This window comes from Rhodococcus sp. IEGM1339 (genome assembly GCF_050321925.1).
In the GTDB taxonomy this organism is placed as follows: Bacteria; Actinomycetota; Actinomycetes; order Mycobacteriales; family Mycobacteriaceae; genus Rhodococcus; species Rhodococcus pyridinivorans.
In genome coordinates, this window is the sequence record NZ_JBNQFT010000013.1 from 1 (window position 1) to 16,502 (window position 16,502).

The 16,502-nt window shown below is 65.9% G+C and carries 14 protein-coding genes and 2 tRNA genes; 3 read left to right on the forward strand and 13 right to left on the reverse strand.

Annotated elements, in window-relative coordinates; translation table 11 throughout:
* Positions 1-82: 82 nt before the first annotated feature.
* Positions 83-1,711 carry an AAA family ATPase gene (locus ACQR3U_RS13410; protein WP_230810667.1) on the reverse strand — a complete coding sequence of 543 codons (1,629 nt, stop codon included), beginning with the start codon at positions 1,709-1,711 and terminating at the stop codon, positions 83-85.
* A 312-nt stretch (positions 1,712-2,023) separates the two neighbouring features.
* Positions 2,024-2,242, reverse strand: a complete 219-nt coding sequence (locus tag ACQR3U_RS13415; protein WP_217579347.1) for a helix-turn-helix transcriptional regulator — start codon at positions 2,240-2,242, stop codon at positions 2,024-2,026.
* A gap of 118 nt (positions 2,243-2,360) precedes the next feature.
* Here ACQR3U_RS13415 and ACQR3U_RS13420 point away from each other — a divergent pair, with 118 nt between their 5' ends.
* From ACQR3U_RS13420 to ACQR3U_RS13430, 3 genes are all read left to right on the forward strand, one after another.
* Positions 2,361-2,858, forward strand: coding sequence for a helix-turn-helix domain-containing protein (locus tag ACQR3U_RS13420; protein WP_230810668.1), 498 nt, complete (start codon positions 2,361-2,363; stop codon positions 2,856-2,858).
* Positions 2,845-3,924: a tyrosine-type recombinase/integrase gene (locus tag ACQR3U_RS13425; RefSeq protein ID WP_372477602.1), complete on the forward strand. Its 1,080-nt coding sequence runs from the start codon at positions 2,845-2,847 to the stop codon at positions 3,922-3,924. The genes ACQR3U_RS13420 and ACQR3U_RS13425 overlap by 14 nt, the downstream gene beginning before the upstream one ends.
* A 61-nt stretch (positions 3,925-3,985) precedes the next feature.
* Positions 3,986-4,342 carry a hypothetical protein gene (locus tag ACQR3U_RS13430; protein ID WP_230810670.1) on the forward strand — a complete coding sequence of 119 codons (357 nt, stop codon included), beginning with the start codon at positions 3,986-3,988 and terminating at the stop codon, positions 4,340-4,342.
* 102 nt (positions 4,343-4,444) lie between these two features.
* On the opposite strand, the gene ACQR3U_RS13435 is transcribed toward ACQR3U_RS13430, so the two are convergent.
* The 11 genes from ACQR3U_RS13435 to ACQR3U_RS13485 all read right to left on the reverse strand — a co-directional run bounded on the left by ACQR3U_RS13435 (position 4,445) and on the right by ACQR3U_RS13485 (position 16,353).
* Positions 4,445-4,517, reverse strand: a tRNA-Ala gene (locus ACQR3U_RS13435).
* A 137-nt stretch (positions 4,518-4,654) separates the two neighbouring features.
* Positions 4,655-4,728 (reverse strand) — tRNA-Ile (locus ACQR3U_RS13440).
* Between the two features lie 75 nt (positions 4,729-4,803).
* On the reverse strand, positions 4,804-6,066 hold the full coding sequence (locus tag ACQR3U_RS13445; protein WP_220666324.1) for a DUF3566 domain-containing protein: 1,263 nt from the start codon (positions 6,064-6,066) through the stop codon (positions 4,804-4,806).
* The gene (gene gyrA, locus ACQR3U_RS13450) at positions 6,067-8,571 is read right to left on the reverse strand and encodes a DNA gyrase subunit A (RefSeq protein WP_024102549.1); all 2,505 of its coding nucleotides are present in this window, start codon (positions 8,569-8,571) and stop codon (positions 6,067-6,069) included.
* Positions 8,572-8,646: 75 nt separating this feature from the next.
* A complete protein-coding gene (locus ACQR3U_RS13455; RefSeq protein WP_230810671.1) occupies positions 8,647-9,552 on the reverse strand; it encodes an MHYT domain-containing protein in 906 nt (301 codons plus the stop codon).
* A gap of 133 nt (positions 9,553-9,685) precedes the next feature.
* Complete coding sequence (locus tag ACQR3U_RS13460; protein WP_372477603.1) at positions 9,686-10,525, reverse strand: MHYT domain-containing protein; 840 nt, start codon at positions 10,523-10,525, stop codon at positions 9,686-9,688.
* Positions 10,526-10,671: 146 nt separating this feature from the next.
* Complete coding sequence (locus ACQR3U_RS13465) at positions 10,672-11,484, reverse strand: MHYT domain-containing protein (protein ID WP_230810673.1); 813 nt, start codon at positions 11,482-11,484, stop codon at positions 10,672-10,674.
* Positions 11,484-12,038, reverse strand: a complete 555-nt coding sequence (locus ACQR3U_RS13470) for a GTP-binding protein (protein ID WP_024102547.1) — start codon at positions 12,036-12,038, stop codon at positions 11,484-11,486. The genes ACQR3U_RS13465 and ACQR3U_RS13470 overlap by 1 nt, the downstream gene beginning before the upstream one ends.
* A 13-nt stretch (positions 12,039-12,051) precedes the next feature.
* Positions 12,052-12,426, reverse strand: a complete 375-nt coding sequence (locus ACQR3U_RS13475; protein WP_006550918.1) for a DUF742 domain-containing protein — start codon at positions 12,424-12,426, stop codon at positions 12,052-12,054.
* Between the two features lie 13 nt (positions 12,427-12,439).
* Positions 12,440-12,856 (reverse strand): roadblock/LC7 domain-containing protein, encoded by a 417-nt coding sequence (locus ACQR3U_RS13480; RefSeq protein ID WP_006550917.1) that lies wholly within the window; start codon positions 12,854-12,856, stop codon positions 12,440-12,442.
* Positions 12,853-16,353, reverse strand: a complete 3,501-nt coding sequence (locus ACQR3U_RS13485; RefSeq protein ID WP_230810674.1) for a sensor histidine kinase — start codon at positions 16,351-16,353, stop codon at positions 12,853-12,855. Before ACQR3U_RS13485 ends, ACQR3U_RS13480 begins: the two co-directional genes overlap by 4 nt.
* Between the last annotated feature and the right edge of the window lie 149 nt (positions 16,354-16,502).

The window sequence follows — 16,502 nt, forward strand, 5'->3', positions numbered from 1 at the left end:
TCCTCAAATGGGCCGCGAAACGCGCGCACCACCAACACCATCCACAACCCACCCAGTCACCGATATGCACCATAGTGAGTCACTAACTTAACGGTATTGCAGTTAACCCCGCTGCCCGAGTCACCTTCAAGACGTCCGATGCTGGCGCCGAACCGCCACATCCGACGAGATAGTCGCGGATCACCATGGTGATCTCGTCCCGCTCCTCGGTTTCCTCGTCAGCACCGCTCAGCAGATCTCGAGCATCACGGGTGGTTTCCCCCAGCCACTTCAAGACACCGACTTCGGTCGGCCCGTCCTCCGTCTCAACCTCAGCCGAGACGATCGTCGCTTCCATCGACCGGGTTCGCGGCGCGAGGTTGGCCTTGGTGTTCGTGACGATCAGATTCCCACTGTCGTCGTCCCGGGCGACCGAGAGCACCGACCGCGAGACCTGCGACCACGCAATCGAGCCGAGGATTAGCTTGCCGGTGTCGGTCCCGTCTCGTTTACCGAAGTGGCACAGCCCAAACACAACGCAACCCTGTCGCGCAGCGAGCTGCGCCAGTGGTTCGAGGTATGAACGCACAGCCCGGTCGTCCTTCCCCGACAGCTCGGACGACATACTCGATGTCGCGGCATCGAGGACCACGAATGCCACCTGATGCTGAACGATGATCTTCTCCAACGCTCCCAGGTCTAGGGGGAGAAATACTGTGCCCGAATCGGTTTGGGCAGTCTCGACATCGACGAACAATACCCGGCTCATGTCCGCGCCGGCTGCCTTCAAGCGCGGTGCAACGGTGAACTCCCGGGAGTCCTCCGAGCGTATGTACAGCACGTTCCTCGGCGTGCCGTACAGCTCACCGTCCAACGTTCCCGTACTGATCTGGGCGCAGATCTGCACTGCCAGCGTGGACTTGCCCAGTCCCTCGCGGCCGGCAAGCAGTGTCAGCGATCCGGCAGGAATCCAGTCCTCCATCACCCATCTGCCCCGCTGCATCTTCACATCCGAGCCACGGGTGATCTTCAATCGTCGAGCTGCTCGACCGCCGAGGTCGACAGGCTCGAACTCATCGAGACCGTAACCGGCTGCGATGTGGTCAGCGGCGTCCTTACCGGCCCGGGCAATTACGACTGCGACGCCACAGGCAATCGGCTCGACGAGCTCGTGGACCTGCATCGCGTGGCGTCGGCCGGGTTCGTCGTCGTCCGCAACGATCACCGCGGTGTGGCCGGCCAAGGATGACCAGTCGAACAGACGGGCCTTTCCCGCACCCATCGCCGAGCACACCGCAACACCACCGGCCGATTCGATGGCGTGGACATCCTTCTCACCCTCGACCACATAGACCGTTGTGCCAGTGGCTATTCCGTCGATTCGTTCGACTCGATACAGATCGCGGCCGCCAGTGTTGCCGGACTGACGGAACTTCTTGCGGCCCCGATCGTCGTAGGTACGGTGCACCATACGGCCGTCCCGGTAGGTGTACCGAGTACCGGTTGTGTCATCGAAGAGATCTCGCATCGTCAGACCTACAGCGTCGAGCACGGCCTGCTTATCGTCTGCGTGACTGTTCATCAGCACCTGGCCGGCAATCTGCCGGAACGTCACCGACCGATCCGCTTCGGAATGACCGGGCGCCTGTGCCGATGCCGTGGCATCCGGCCCGTCCTTCCATATCAACCCCTGCTCACGCCACCGTTCACGGAGTCGATCCAGAGCAGTCATATCCCCCACCATCCTTTGCACATCACTGGTCGAATGAAGTCACGCTTCGGAAGACCGAGGCCGGGAGTCGAGAGACTCCCGGCCTCGTTGAGGCACCTGTCGGAACCGCCTGCTGGACGCCGAATTCAGACGTCGCTCAAAGGACTACGAATCGACAGGTCGAGCAGAGACATACGCGCGGGGTGTGCTTCCCATCCCCAGAGGGTTGTGGATAGACTCACTCACCGCACGACTCTTTTCGGTTGCACCACGACGCTGTCAGTGGGACTCAGGAGTAGCAGCTCCCCCACGGCGGCGTCGCTTTTTCTGTACTCACGCGACACCTGGCTGGTCATCGGTACGCGTCATCAACCGGGATTCGATGTACTCATCGACGTCGATCCAGCGGTAGAGCACCCGCTTTCCGTCGACCTTCACGAACTTGGGGCCGGTGCCCTTGTAGCGCTGGGTCGCGAGTGACCCCACCGTGGTGCGCATGTATTCGGCAACCTCGTGCGGGGTGCCGAAGGGCGAGCTTCCTCGGACAGTCATATGCATCCTTTCGATCGTGTAGCAATCATTTCGATCGCTACACGATGAGAGTGCATGTCGATACATCAAGTGTCAAGAAGATCTTCCAACGATCGAAATGATCGTTTATCCTTCGTCCATGACCGCGCCGCAGAAGAAGAATCCCCTCGGACCGACAGGTCGAACAGTGGCCGCCAACGTGCGACGTCTACGCACCAGACACGGTCTGGCCTACACCGAGCTGGCGGCGAAACTCGAAGAACTCGATCGGCCCATCCCGACCCTCGGCCTCCGCAAGATCGAGAATGAGGAGCGACGTGTGGACACCGATGACCTCATGGCGCTGGCCCTTGCGTTGGGCGTCCACCCCAACGCGTTGTTGCTGCCTCCGACGAAGGATCCCTCGCATCTGGTGACGGTGACCGGGGCAGGAACCAGATCGGCTATGGATATCTGGATGTGGGCCGAGGGGTCCGCGCCGATCATCTATGCCGATGTCCCCGACCATGTTCCTGAAAGCCAGCGCGCCGAGTACGCAGAAGCAGCCTTCAAGACGAACGCATCGCCGGAAATGCAGGACTGGACGAAGGATCCGAACGTAAGGATCGGCGACCGGGCCGGCGATGGCGACCATTGAACCGTACGAGACGAAAGCGGGACGTCGCTACTGTGTCCGCTATCGCACGCCGGATCGTCGCCAGACGGACAAGCGAGGATTCAAGACCAAGCGGGACGCCGAAGCGTTCGCCGCAACCGTTGAGGTACAGAAGCTTACCGGTTCCTACGTTCCTCCCTCGGCCGGGAGAGTGACATTCGGAGAGATCGCAGAGCAGTGGATGGCTGCGAAGGTGAATCTGTCCGCTTCGACCGCCGCGAGATACCGGTCAGCGTTGGACGTGCATATCCTGCCGACCTTCGGGCGCGTCCCCATCGCGCGAGTCACGCGCAAGCACCTGCGCGAGTGGATTTCGACCATGACAGCGACCAGCTCGGCAGCGACGGTCCGCAAGAACGTCAGCGTTGTTTCTCAGATCCTCGACCAGGCGGTCACGGACTCGAGAATCGTCACCAGCCCAGCAACCGGACTCGACCCTCCTCGCATCCATCACGAGGAACGGCGCTACCTCACCGCCGAGCAGGTCTCGCAGTTGGCGAAGGCTGCCGGGGAGAACGCACTGTTCGTCTATGTCCTCGCCTACTGTGGTCTGCGCTTCGGTGAGGCGGCAGCTCTCACCGTCTCGGATGTGAACTTCGAGCGCCGCAGGATGCGCATCCACCGATCTGTGACAGTCGTCGACTCGAGAATCGTCGTCTCCGGAACAAAGTCCAACCAGGCCCGCGATGTACCCGTGCCGGGCTTCCTCCTTGCGATGCTGCACGACCGGCTGAAGGGCATGCCAGAGGATGCTCTGGTATTCCCTGCCAGCCGCGGCGGGTACCTCCGGGCGAACAATGTCCGGCGGCGGTGGTGGGACAAAGCTGTGAAGGCTTCCGGCGTTCCGGAAGGACTCACTCCGCACGAACTCCGGCACACTGCGGCCTCGCTGGCAATCACAGCCGGCGCGAACATCAAGACACTTCAACGAATGCTCGGACACGCGAGTGCTGCGCTGACTCTCGATCGGTACGGGCACCTGTTCGACGACGACCTCGGCATGGTCGCGGAAAGCCTCGACAAGCTCGCCCGGCTACACGTCGCGTGAGCACTCTCCGACAGATCTCGCAGAGGACCGCGCAACCAGATACCTCGCGATACGGTGCGGTGTGCCCACAATCGCCGGCCGACGTCGCTCCCAGCCACCACCACCTCATGTGGTCTACGAAGCGATCATTGATCCCGACCGCGACCCGACCCGTCCGTGGCTGCTCCTGCGCGACGGCGAGCAACGACCCACAGTCATCGACGCCGTCGAGCCGAGCCTGGTGGTGTGGAGTTCGCTGTGGCCGTGGCGGCCCGACGCCCGGATTCGTTTCGACCTCACCGGCGGGCGAAGCGGCACAACCCTGCATTGGACGTTGATCGTCGACGATCCGGTGCCGGACGACGAGACCACCGTCCGTATGCGGAAGCGGATCAACGAGTTGATCAACGCCAATCTGCGCTTCACATTCGGGCAGTAGCAGCACCGCGGCCCGCGACGGATGTGGGCAAAAAGTGGGCAGAACGAGAAGAGGGCGTCTTCCGAAATCTCGGAAAACGCCCTCTACCTCGATATTTTCTTGTGGAGCCTAGGAGATTCGAACTCCTGACATCTGCCTTGCAAAGGCAGCGCTCTACCAACTGAGCTAAGGCCCCGTCCGCCGCGTCAGCGACTGGGAACCGCGTGCCATTCGTCTTCGCTCCGAAGCATGCGAGCGATTCCGAGAACGATCAGAATCCCGGTTCCCACGAGCGCGAGAACCCTCATTCCGATCATCCTTTCGGCACGGGAGTGGGCCTAGGAGGACTTGAACCTCCGACCTCTTCGTTATCAGCGAAGCGCTCTAACCGCCTGAGCTATAGGCCCTCGAACCGAGATGGAACACTACCCCACCGGGGTCGCCGGAAACAAATCGCCTCGGCGGGGCAGCGTTCCGGCAGGTCAATCCGGGTCGGCGAGGGTGGCCTGAACGCCGCCTACGAGATCGGTGCAGAGGTTGTAGATGAACGCACCGAGGGTCGCGAGAGCCGTCAGCAACACCGTGTTGGCGATGCCGATGATCGTCGCGTAGCCGAACACCTGGCCGGCCGAGACGAGCGCACCGCTACCGGCGTCGGAGACGATGTCGGTGAACGCACTGTTGAGGCGTTCCCATACCCCCATGCCGGCCAGCACGCCGTAGAGTAGGCCGACCGCGATCATCCACACGAAGAACAACGACACCGAGATCACCGACGAGATCTTCAGCATCGACCAGGGGTCGATACGGCGGATCTGCACGGTGGCCCGCAGCGGTCCGGCGGCGGGGATCGCCGTGGGTACCGCGGTGGTGGCGGGGGCGCTCACCTGCGGGGTCTCCCCCGTGCTCGGCGAACCGGTCGACGGATGCTTCACTGCGGACAGATCCGGCAGGTCCTTGGCGAGATCCTTGCGTTCGATGTGCCGTGTCGGGCCGTCGATTACCGCGGACTTCGCCTTCGCTGCAGCCGCCCGGTCGCGCGTCCCGCGCGCGGCGTCTCCGCCCCCGGCCGGGCTAGCTCCTCCGGCGGCATTGGGAGCCGCTGTGCCGGTCACGACGGGACGCGTCGACGGCTCCGGGCCTCCGGCCGCAGAGCCCTTGGCCGAGGCCCCAGCGGGGCGCTGAGGCGCTCCACCCTGCTTGGACAGACCCTGACCCACACCCGGAACGTTCGTCTGCGGAGCGTTCTGTGGGGAGCCCGACTGCGCCGACGCCGCTCCCCGCTGCCAGGGAGGGGTCGGGCCGCCGGAGCGGGGCATCTGGGCGGTGCGTTGCTGACCTGTGGCCGGCTGATCGGCCGCAGCCGATCCGTTCTTACCGTCCGCTGAGGCACCACCGGACTTCTGGGAGCCGCCCTGAGCAGGCGTGTCCTGCGCCGCCTTCGCCGTCGGCTCGGCGGCCTTCCGGCCTGCTGCCGGCTGCTGGTCGGCCGGACCCTGCACGGGTGCCGGGTCCGCTGCTCCCGCTGCGGGAGCGGACGAACCCTCCGCCGGTGCCCCAGGAGCCTGCGAAGGCTGGGCCGGTGACGACTGCGACGGCCGGTTCTCCGGCGCCGGTTTCTGCTCCGAGGCCGGGCCCTGCTGCGTGCCCTTGTTCTCGGGCTTCACCTCGTTCTCTGTACGGTCCTCCGGCTTCCGACCGGTTTGCCCGCGATCGGCCCCGTTCGGTCCCTGGGGAGTGCTCACTTACGACTCCTTAGCTCCGGCTGCGTCGGCTTCGTCCGGCTCGTCGGCGTTGCGCGCGATCGCGAGCAATGTATCGCCCTCGGCCAGGTTCATGAGCCGCACGCCCTTGGTCTGACGGCCTGCCTTGCGCACCTGCTTCGCCGCAGTGCGGATGACACCGCCGCTCGAGGTGATGGCGTACAACTCGTCGTCGTCCTCGACGATGCGCGCCCCGACCAGGTTGCCACGCTTGCGGTCGTACTGGATGGTCAGAACACCCTTACCGCCGCGACCTTGGACCGGGTAGTCCTCCATCGGGGTGCGCTTGGCGTAACCACCCGAGGTAGCGACCAGCAGGTACGTGCCCTCCTTGACGACGTTGAGCGAGAGCAGCTTGTCCTCGCCGTTGAACCGCATGCCCTGCACACCGGAGGTCGCGCGGCCCATCGGACGCAGCGCCTCGTCGGTGGCCGAGAAACGGATCGACTGGCCCTGCTGCGAGACGAGCAGCAGATCGTCCTCGGCGGAGCACAACACCGCGCCGACGAGTTCGTCGTCGCCGCGCAGGTTGATCGCGACGATGCCGCCCGAACGGTTGGAGTCGAAGTCCGACAGGCGCGACTTCTTGACCAGGCCGTTGCGGGTCGCGAGCACCAGGTACGGCGCATCCTCGTAGGTTTTGAGGCGGATGACGCCCTGGATGCGCTCGTCGGGCTGGAAGGCCAGGAGGTTCGCGACGTGCTGACCACGCGCCGTGCGATTCGCCTCGGGCAGCTCGTACGCCTTCGCGCGGTAGACGCGGCCCTTCGTCGTGAAGAACAGCAGCCAGTCGTGCGTGGACGTCACGAAGAAGTGCTTGACGATGTCGTCCTGCTTGAGCTCGGCGCCCTTGACGCCCTTGCCGCCGCGCTTCTGCGAGCGGTACAGGTCGGTGCGCGTGCGCTTGGCGTAACCGGTCTCGGTGATGGTGACGACGACGTCCTCACGTGCGATGAGGTCCTCGTCGTTGACATCGCCGTCGGCCGCGACAAGCCGCGTGCGGCGCTCGTCGCCGTACTTGTCGACGATCTCCTTCAGCTCGTCGCGGACGATGGCGCGCTGCCGCTCCGGACGGGCCAGGATGTCCTTGTAGTCCTCGATCTCGCGCTCGATCTCGGCGAGGTCGTCGACGATCTTCTGACGCTCGAGAGCAGCCAGGCGACGCAGCTGCATCGCCAGGATGGCGTCGGCCTGGATCTCGTCGACCGTGAGCAGATCGATCAGGCCGGCGCGCGCGATGTCGACGGTCTGCGACGCGCGGATGAGCGCGATGACCTCGTCGAGCGCGTCGAGGGCCTTGACCAGGCCGCGCAAAATGTGCGCACGTTCCTCGGCCTTGCGCAGCAGGTACCGCGTACGCCGGACGATGACCTCGATCTGGTGGTTGACGTACAACCGGATCATCTGGTCGAGGCGCAGCGTGCGCGGCACCCCGTCGACGATCGACAGCATGTTGCAGCCGAAACTCGTCTGCAGCTGCGTGTGCTTGTAGAGGTTGTTGAGAACCACCTTGGCCACCGCGTCGCGGCGGACAGTGACGACGATGCGCATGCCCACGCGGTCGGACGACTCGTCGTGGATGTCGGAGATGCCCGCGATCTTGCCGTCGCGGACCTGTTCGGCGATCGACGTGATGAGGTTGTCCGGGTTGACCATGTACGGCAGCTCGGTGATGACGATGCTGGTGCGGCCCTTGGAGTCCTCTTCGATCTCCACGACGCCGCGCATCTTCACCGATCCGCGACCGGTCGTGTAGGCATCGTGGATGCCCTGCGTGCCCGTGATCAGGCCGGCGGTCGGGAAGTCCGGTCCCTTGATCCGCTCCATGACCGCGGCGAGGGTGGTCTCCTCGTCGGCCTCGAAGTTGTCGAGCGCCCAGTAGATGGCCTCCGCAACCTCCCCGAGATTGTGCGGCGGGATGTTGGTGGCCATACCGACCGCGATACCGCCCGAACCGTTGATCAACAGGTTGGGGATACGGCTGGGGAGAACCGTCGGTTCCTGCGTGCGGCCGTCGTAGTTCGGCTGGAAATCGACCGTCTCGTGGTCGATCTCCCGCAGCATCTCCATCGCGAGCGGCGTGAGCCGGCACTCGGTGTACCGCATGGCGGCGGCGCCGTCGTTGCCGCGGGAACCGAAGTTGCCCTGGCCGTCGACGAGTGGATAGCGCATCGACCACGGCTGCGCCAGACGCACGAGCGTGTCGTAGATCGACGCGTCGCCGTGCGGGTGGTAGTTGCCCATGGTCTCGGCGACCGCGCGCGCCGACTTCACGTACCCGCGGTCGGGGCGGAAGCCGTTGTCGAACATCGCATAGAGCACGCGACGGTGCACCGGTTTGAGACCGTCACGCACGTCGGGCAGAGCACGGCCCACGATCACGCTCATCGCATAATCGATGTAACTGCTCTGCATCTCCTGCTGGATGTCGACGGGCTCGATGCGGTCGTGCCCCGGCCCCTCCGGAGGCAACGTGGTGTCGGTCATGAGCTCCTTCTTCTACTCGGCTCGCACGCCCGGCTCCGGCCTTCGGCCCGACGGACGTCTCGCAACCACACGAGTCTATAGGTGCAGGTCAGCCGATGCCGAGAAGGACAGGCACTTCACAGCCCGAGATCTGTCCGGAACCGAGTTCTCACATGTGGGATCCGGTGACCGGGTCGCGGTCCACCTGCCGTTCCGGCTCCGACGCCCACTGCCCGAGCCGGCGTCGCGCACGGCGTCCTCCGGGTCGGAGGCGAGCAGCAGCGCGGTGATCGGCACGGCCAGGACGATGATGCCGAGGACGAACGCAGGGAACAGCAGCGACATCACGGTCATGCCTTCGGGCGCGGGCATGCTCGGATCGAGGGTGACCCGCACGCCGGCCATGCCGGTGTAGTGCAGCGCCACGACCGCGCATCCCATGACGAAGGCCGCGACGACGCGGATCTCGAGACGACGCGTGCGGCGGGCCAGTGCGAGCGCGGCAGTGGAGGCGACGACACCGATGATCACCGAGGCGATCACGTACCCCGTCTCGTGTTCGATCGCGCCCCGGATACGGATGGCGTACATGCCACTGTAGTGCATCATGCTGACGGCGGCGCCCATGAGCAGACCGCCGATGAGCAACCGCACCGATTCGGGAATGCGGTGCTTGCTGACGTCGTGCACGTCGGCGATCCGCAGACCCACGAGGGTCGCGACGACGGCGAGCACGACAGAGAAGACCGTCGGTGCCAATTCGTATCGGATGGTCGTACCCGGCACGGAGAAGCCCATCATGCCGATGAAATGCATGAGCCAGATGCCCACGCCGCCGATGGACAACGATGCCATGAGGAGCCACAAGTTGCCGCTGCGCCGCGACTCTTCGAGCGACCGCCGGACACAGGACAATCCGACGAAGGAGCCCATCACAGCGGTGGCGTAGGAGAGGAGGAAAACCCACATCCCCATGGCGAAGTGGTGTACGTCGTGCGACACGTGATGTCCTCACAGCGGCGCGCTGTCACCACCGCGCTCGGAGGGCACGCGCCACGACCTACCCGATGCGGGCTGCACCCCGACTTTCCAGCAGCGTAAGCGAGCTTATCGCGCTGTGGGTGTTCACATCACATCACCGTTTCACATGTCGCCCGTAAGGACGGGAGACCGTCTCGGGGCCGTCCCCACCGAGCCAGATCGCCATCTCCCGCTCCCGCTCGAGGTCCTGTGTGCTCGCCGATGCCATCAGAGCTACGACCGGCACCGCGAGCAGCGCGACACCGATGATGAATCCAGGGAACAGCAGGGTCATGATGGTCATCCCCTCCGGATTCGGAGCGGACGGATCGACGGTCACCGCGATCCCGGCCATGCCCGTGTAGTGCAGTGCCACCACGGCGCATCCCATAACGGCGGCGGCCGGTATCCGCACGGCCGGCCGTTCCGCGACCCGCGACAGCCACAACGCGACGATCGACGCGACGACACCGATCGCGACGGACGCCGCGACGTACGACCGTCCCTGCTCGAGTTCGCCCTGGATCCGCACCGCGGCCATGCCGCTGTAGTGCATGCCGGCGACCGCGAAGCCCATGATCACGCCGCCGACGAGAAGCCGGACATCCGACGGCAACCTACGGATCCACTGCACGTCGGTGTCGAGGATCCGCAATCCGACCAGCGTGGCCGTCACGGCGAGCGCGACCGACAGCAGCGTCAGTCCGAGGTCGTAACGGATCGCGGAACCGGGTACGTCGAAGCCCATCATCCCGATGAAGTGCATCAACCAGATTCCGACGCCCCCGATGGACAGGGCTGCCATGAGTGTCCATCGAGTCCGGGCGACCGACGTCCATGCGTTCGCAGCCTTGCGCGCGCAGGACAGACCGGCATAGCACCCCACTGCGGACGTGATGTAGGCGAGTGCGAGAAGCCAACCGCCCATGGAAAAATGGTGAACCTCGTGCGACATGTTGCTCCCCAGGAAGCGGCACGCACGGCACATCGATCCGTGTCGTGCCGAGTAGACCGACAGCGACCCCCGTCGCTACACAGAAGACTACTCCACTTCCGGGATTTCAACCAGATATGTTGACTTACAACATGTTCGGACGACCTTCAGAAGGTCCGACCGTCGACGGGATCTACCGGGCCGTCGGCCGCCCACCGCTCGGATTCCTCTTCCAGTTCCGCCGCAAGACGATCCGGGGCCTGGAGCACCAGGACGATCGGAACGGCCAGCAGCAACAGGCCTACGACGAAGAGCGGGAAGAGAATGGAGAAGACCTCGATCCCACCGGAAACCACCACGGCGGGGTCGATCTCCACACGGACCGACGCGGCGGCGAGGAAGTGCACCGCGATCACGGCGACGCCGGCCAACGCGCTGCTCAGCAGGCGCTTGGGCCACGTGTCCGCCGACTTCACCTGGGCCAGGAAGCCGACGGCCGTCGCGATCGCCAGCCCCACCGCCGCGGCGACCCAGAGCGGATCGAAGGTCAGCGATCCCTGGATCCGCACCGCTGCGAGGACCGAGAACGGCGCGCCCGCAAGGCCGGCGCCCAGCACGAGAGCACCCGTGACCGTCCGGGCGAGGGTGGCGGGAGCGTTGTCCGGGATCGCGACGAGCAGCGCCACGTACACCGACACCAGCGCGACGAGCATCGAGAACACGATGGTGACGGTGTCGAACCGCACCACACTGTCCTCGACGTTGAAACCCGCCATCGGAAGGAACATAGCGAGCCAGACACCGACGCCACCGCTCACCAGGGCAGCGAGAATCATCCAGTACGAACGCAATCGGTCGCTGGAGGTGGTGCGGACCCGTCGAGCACCGTTGACCCCGATGAACACCCCGATCGCCGAGGTCAGATAGGCAAGGACCGTGACCCACGAGCCCATCGTGAAGAGTTCGAGGCCCTCCCCCATTACTGGGTCACCGGCTGGTGCAGCTTCCGCAGAGCGTATTCGGTGACGGTGACCAGGGCCTGCTTCGCCGACTCACGTGCTCGCGCATCGATCGACACGATCGGCACATCCGCCGAGATCGCCATCGCCTGACGGATGTCCTCTAGCGGGTATCGGGGAGCATCGTCGAATTCGTTGATGGCGACGATGAACGGGAGATTGCGCGCCTCGAAGAAGTCGACGGCGGCGAAGCTCTCATCCAGGCGACGCGTATCGATCAGCACAATCGCCCCGATGGCGCCGCGGATCAGGTCGTCCCACATGAACCAGAAGCGGTGCTGTCCGGGCGTGCCGAACAGGTAGAGGACGAGGTCGTCGGCCAGACTGATACGACCGAAGTCCATGGCGACCGTGGTGGTCGCCTTCTGCGGTGTCGCAGAGAGGTTGTCGACGCCGTCGCTGGCGTTCGTAACGAGCGCCTCGGTACGAAGCGGCACGATTTCCGACACCGTCCCGACCAGAGTCGTCTTACCGACGCCGAAGCCTCCGGCGATCACGATCTTGGTCGAGGTCACGCGCTTCGTGGCGTTAGAGTTCGCGAAGTCCACTGAGGACCCTTTCAATCAGCTCACGACGCTCCGCGTCGCTCGAATCGTCTTTCAGCGTGGCCAGGATCTGTACGTGTCCGGCTTCGACGAGATCGGCGACGAGCACGCGTGCCACGCCGATCGGCACCCCCACGCGCGCGGCGATCTCCGCGACGGAGGGTGATTCCTTGCACAGCTCCAGGATCGTGGCATTGATGTTGTCCAGATCCCGGGACCGATCGTCGGTTCCCGGAATGGCCTGGATGAGTGCCTCCAACGCCAGTTCGACCGCAGGACTCGTACGTCCCGAAGTCAGGGAGTAGGGCCGGACCAGACTGGGCTGATCCGGCACGGACTCCGGCTTCCGCGATTCCATGGCCACCTCGACGTCAGGACCCTAGACCGACCCGCGGGGTGGCTTCGACCGAAGCACCCACTCGATCGACCAAGAGCGCCATCTCGTAGCCGACCTGTCCGATGTCGCACTCGGAGGCGGTCAGAGCCGCCAGGTGCGAGCCGTCGCCGACGCTCATCAGCAGCAAGTAGCCGTGCTGCATCTCCACGACGGACTGCAGCACACCCCCACCGTCGAACAGCTGGGACACACCGTTGGACAGGCTGGCCAGGCCCGAGGTCACCGCAGCGAGCTGCTCGGCACGATCCACCGGGAGGTGGGCGCTGGCGGCCATGAGCAGACCGTCGGCGGACACGAGCACGGCATGCGAGACACCCGGGACTTCGCGCGCGAAGTTGGAAACCAACCAGTCCAATGGACGAGCTGCGTCGGATCCATGATCAATATTCATCGAACTCCCTGTTCGTCGTTCTCGCGATTGCTGGAATTCGCCGAGGCGCGTCCGTTGCGGACACCCTGCTGATGGCGGCTCAAGTTGGCCCGGATGGCTTCCGGGTCTCGACGTCGAATGGTCCTCGGCAGCTCACCCGTTGCCGGTGCCCGAACAGCACCCGGCACCAGACGCTCGCCGGGAGCGCGCCGCGGAAGACCCGCGGTGGTGTGCTCCTCCACGGGGGACTCGGTAGCACGCTGTGCGGCTTCCCAACCCGCGTCCGCCGCGGAGTGCCACTCCCGCTTCCTGCGGTCCTCCGGAAGGCTCGTCGGGTCGACGAGCCAGTCCGACATCATCGTGGTGAAGATCGGGGTGTTCGCCGGCTGCGGACGGGCCGACGCGAGGTCGGACCGCGGCTGGAAGAACGATGCGGTCTTCGCCGAGTTGGTCCGGTAGCGATGGCGGGCCGCCTGCTGCGCGTCGCTGTGCGGCGAGACGGAGCCACCGTCGGCGATGCTCGGGCCGGAGACCGCTGCGGCCGAATCGGGTTCGGAAGCGTTGGTCGACGCAGCGGGTTGCTGCGGAAGCCCCGGCGTGCTGCCCGGCTGACGACGCGGCAGACCGGGCGCGCTTCCCGGACGACGCTGCGGGAAACCCGTCGAGGGTTCCTGCTGCCGACGGTCCGCATCCTGCTCGGGGGCGCGCTGTGCGTCCGGCGCGGGGGCGCGCTGGGGCAGGTCGGGACGGTTCGGTGTGTCCGGGCGACCTGCGGCGTCGCCACCTGCGAGCGGTCCCGCCGACGGCTGTTGCTGCGGCCGGTTCTGCGGAACGGACGGGGACGATCCGGAAGCCCGTCCCGGCAGGCCGGGAGTCGCGCCCGGCCGACGCTGCGGAAGACCGGGGGACGCGGGTCGCTGCTGCGGGGCGGGTGCACGATGCGCCGAACCCTGCTGGGGCTCACGGACCGGCAAGGACTGCGACTGCGACTGCTGGGAGTCCGTTGGCGACAGGCCCGGTGTGGCACCGGGACGACGCTGCGGAAGACCCGAAAGCCCTTCCCGGCGAGACCGATCGGCGTCGGGTCGTGGCCCGGCACCGTTGCGGCCGTCGCCGTTGCGGCCGTCGAGCGGGTGACCGTTGGTCTCGTCCGGCCCGCGACGAGGACCGCGCGGAGGCAGCGACGACGCGAAGGCTGCTGCGGCGTCCGGCTCGATCCGGCGCGGCTGCGGCGACCGGGGTGGAGTCGGGAGACCAGGCGTCTCGCCCGGCTGACGCGTGGGCAGACCCGGAGTTCCACCCGGGCGACGCTGCGGAAGACCCGACGGGCCGAACTCGCGGGATGCCGGCGGTGCTTGATTGTCGCGCTGCGGCTCGTCGCGTCGCTCGTCGTCGTAGGACGACTCCGCATCCCATGCGGCGGAAGCGCTCTCGTCGACATCGGCGGCGTAACCGTTGTTCGCGTAGCCGTTGTCGTAGGCATCGTCGGACTCGTCCGCACGGACATCGTCGGCGGAGTCGAGCGACTGCGAGGACGCGTACTCGTGCCGGTCGTCGGCCGCGGGCAGACCCTGCGGGGCGACGGACGCCGAGAGCGCCTGCGGTGCCGAGTACTCCTCCGCTTCGATCTCGATGCGCGGCTGGGGACCGGTGTGCGACAACGCCAACGGGGAGACCAGCAGGACGTCCGGGATGTGGACGCTCGCGGTGATACCCGGGTTGCGCGCGGTGTCGAAGGTCGGGCGCAGGCGCACGGTGAGACCGTGCCGCTCGGCCAGTCGCGAGACCACGAACAGACCCATGTGGCGTGCGGTGTCGGGACCGACCTCGCCGCCCTTGGCGAGACGCTGGTTGATGGACTCGAGTTCGTCGGCCGGGATACCGATACCGCGGTCGGCGATCTCGACGAGCAGGCCACCGTCGACGGCTCGCGCGAAGCTGAAGGTGACGTTGCTGTCGGGCGGCGACGCGCGCAGCGAGTTGTCGACCAGCTCGGCGAGCAGATGCACGATGTCGGTCGCGACCGCGCCGCTGAGGGCACCGTCGGGAGTCGAACCGATCTGCACGCGCTGGTAGTCTTCGACCTCCGACATCGCGGCGCGCAGGATGTCGCCGAGCTGCACGGGCGCGGAGTGACCGCGGCGCGTGCGGGTACCGGAGAGAATCAGCAGGTTGTCGCCGTTCCGGCGCATACGCGCGGCGAGGTGGTCGAGGCGGAACAGGCTCTCGAGTCGGGCCGGATCCTTCTCCTCGTACTCGAGTCGTTCGATGAGGCCGAGCTGCTGCTCGACGAGCGACTTGGAGCGACGTGCGAGTGTCTCGAACATGTCGCTGATCTGCAGGCGGAGGTGTGCCTGCTCGCCGGCGAGACGCAGTGCCTGCCCGTGCATGTCGTCGACGGCGCGGGCGAGCTGACCGATCTCCTCGGTGGTGTGCACCGGGACTCGGGTGAACTCGATATCCTCGATGTTGTCGCCGACCTTGATGCGGTCGATGGCCTCGGGCAGCTCCTGCCGCGCGACCTTCAGCGTGCCGTAACGCAGGCGGCGGATCGGGCCGACCAGTGAGCGGGACACGAGCAATGCGAGCACGAGGGCTGCGAGCAGGGCTGCGAGCACGATCGCGGTGTCGCGGAGAGCGGCCGAGCGGGTTTCCGCGGCGCGGTCCTGAATCGTGGTGCTGACCTGCGACGACGCTTCGTCGATGATGGTGCCGTAGATGTCGACACTGTTGAGCAGCGACGCGCGGATGTCGAGGATCGGGAGCGGACCGGAACCGGCCGCGTCGACCATGTCGGCACGTTCCTGGACGCCGGCCCGCAGTTCGGCGATCTGCTGATCGGCCATCAGGTAGGAGCGGGCGAGCAGGTCGAGCATCGCGAGCTCGGCGCCGGAGGCGGACACCAGCGCGGTGCCCGGCTGGGTCGGGTCGTCGACCAGCTGGAGCAGACCGAGAACCTGACCGAAGAGGTAGCGCTGCGAGTACCACGCGTTGATCAGCTGGTCGCCGTAGCCGATGATCTCGCGATCGTCGACCTCGCGGAGGATGGCCTCGACGACACGGTTGAGGCTGTCGCGCACCTCGTTGGTGACGGCACCGATCTCCTCGATCGGCACCGGGCCCGCCTGAATCTTCGTGTAGAGCGACTGGGCCGTGGCGGCGGTGCGGCTGAGGTCGGCGGTCACGGCGGGATCGAGCTCGGGGTTCTCCGTGATCGCGGCGATCGTGCCGAAAGCGTCACCGAGAGCCGCCATTTCCTCGGGGGTCGCCGTTCCGACCGCGGCATCCGCGGTGGCGGTGGCGAACGCCGTCGAGAAATCCACGATGTCCGGCACGGCTGCGACCTGATCGGCCGCGGACGAGAAGTGGACGGCGTTGCTGAGCTCGTTCTCGACCCGAAGACCACCGAGGACCATTGCCACAGTCACGGGGACAGCGAGAACGGCGGTGACCTTCCTGCGAAGACCCCACCCCTCGATGTTCCACCACCGCTGCTGGGGCGGCGACTTGTCACTCATGGATCACAGCTCTCCTTCCACCCCGTCCGCGCCGGGCGACGAACACCAGTCGGCACTGCACTCCGTTGAGCGCGTTTTCGATCGAGTGCAGTCGAACGAGACGTTTCGGGTGAGGGCACCATATCGGGACATACAGCGGATACGGAAGA

Coding starts and splice junctions, on each gene's coding strand:
- ACQR3U_RS13410 (WP_230810667.1), bottom strand. CDS start 1,711: ATGACTGCTCTGGATCGACTCCGTGAACGGTGGCGTGAGCAGGGGTTG.
- ACQR3U_RS13415 (WP_217579347.1), bottom strand. CDS start 2,242: ATGACTGTCCGAGGAAGCTCGCCCTTCGGCACCCCGCACGAGGTTGCC.
- ACQR3U_RS13420 (WP_230810668.1), top strand. CDS start 2,361: ATGACCGCGCCGCAGAAGAAGAATCCCCTCGGACCGACAGGTCGAACA.
- ACQR3U_RS13425 (WP_372477602.1), top strand. CDS start 2,845: ATGGCGACCATTGAACCGTACGAGACGAAAGCGGGACGTCGCTACTGT.
- gyrA (WP_024102549.1), bottom strand. CDS start 8,571: ATGACCGACACCACGTTGCCTCCGGAGGGGCCGGGGCACGACCGCATC.
- ACQR3U_RS13460 (WP_372477603.1), bottom strand. CDS start 10,525: ATGTCGCACGAGGTTCACCATTTTTCCATGGGCGGTTGGCTTCTCGCA.
- ACQR3U_RS13465 (WP_230810673.1), bottom strand. CDS start 11,484: ATGGGGGAGGGCCTCGAACTCTTCACGATGGGCTCGTGGGTCACGGTC.
- ACQR3U_RS13475 (WP_006550918.1), bottom strand. CDS start 12,426: ATGGAATCGCGGAAGCCGGAGTCCGTGCCGGATCAGCCCAGTCTGGTC.
- ACQR3U_RS13480 (WP_006550917.1), bottom strand. CDS start 12,856: ATGAATATTGATCATGGATCCGACGCAGCTCGTCCATTGGACTGGTTG.
- ACQR3U_RS13485 (WP_230810674.1), bottom strand. CDS start 16,353: ATGAGTGACAAGTCGCCGCCCCAGCAGCGGTGGTGGAACATCGAGGGG.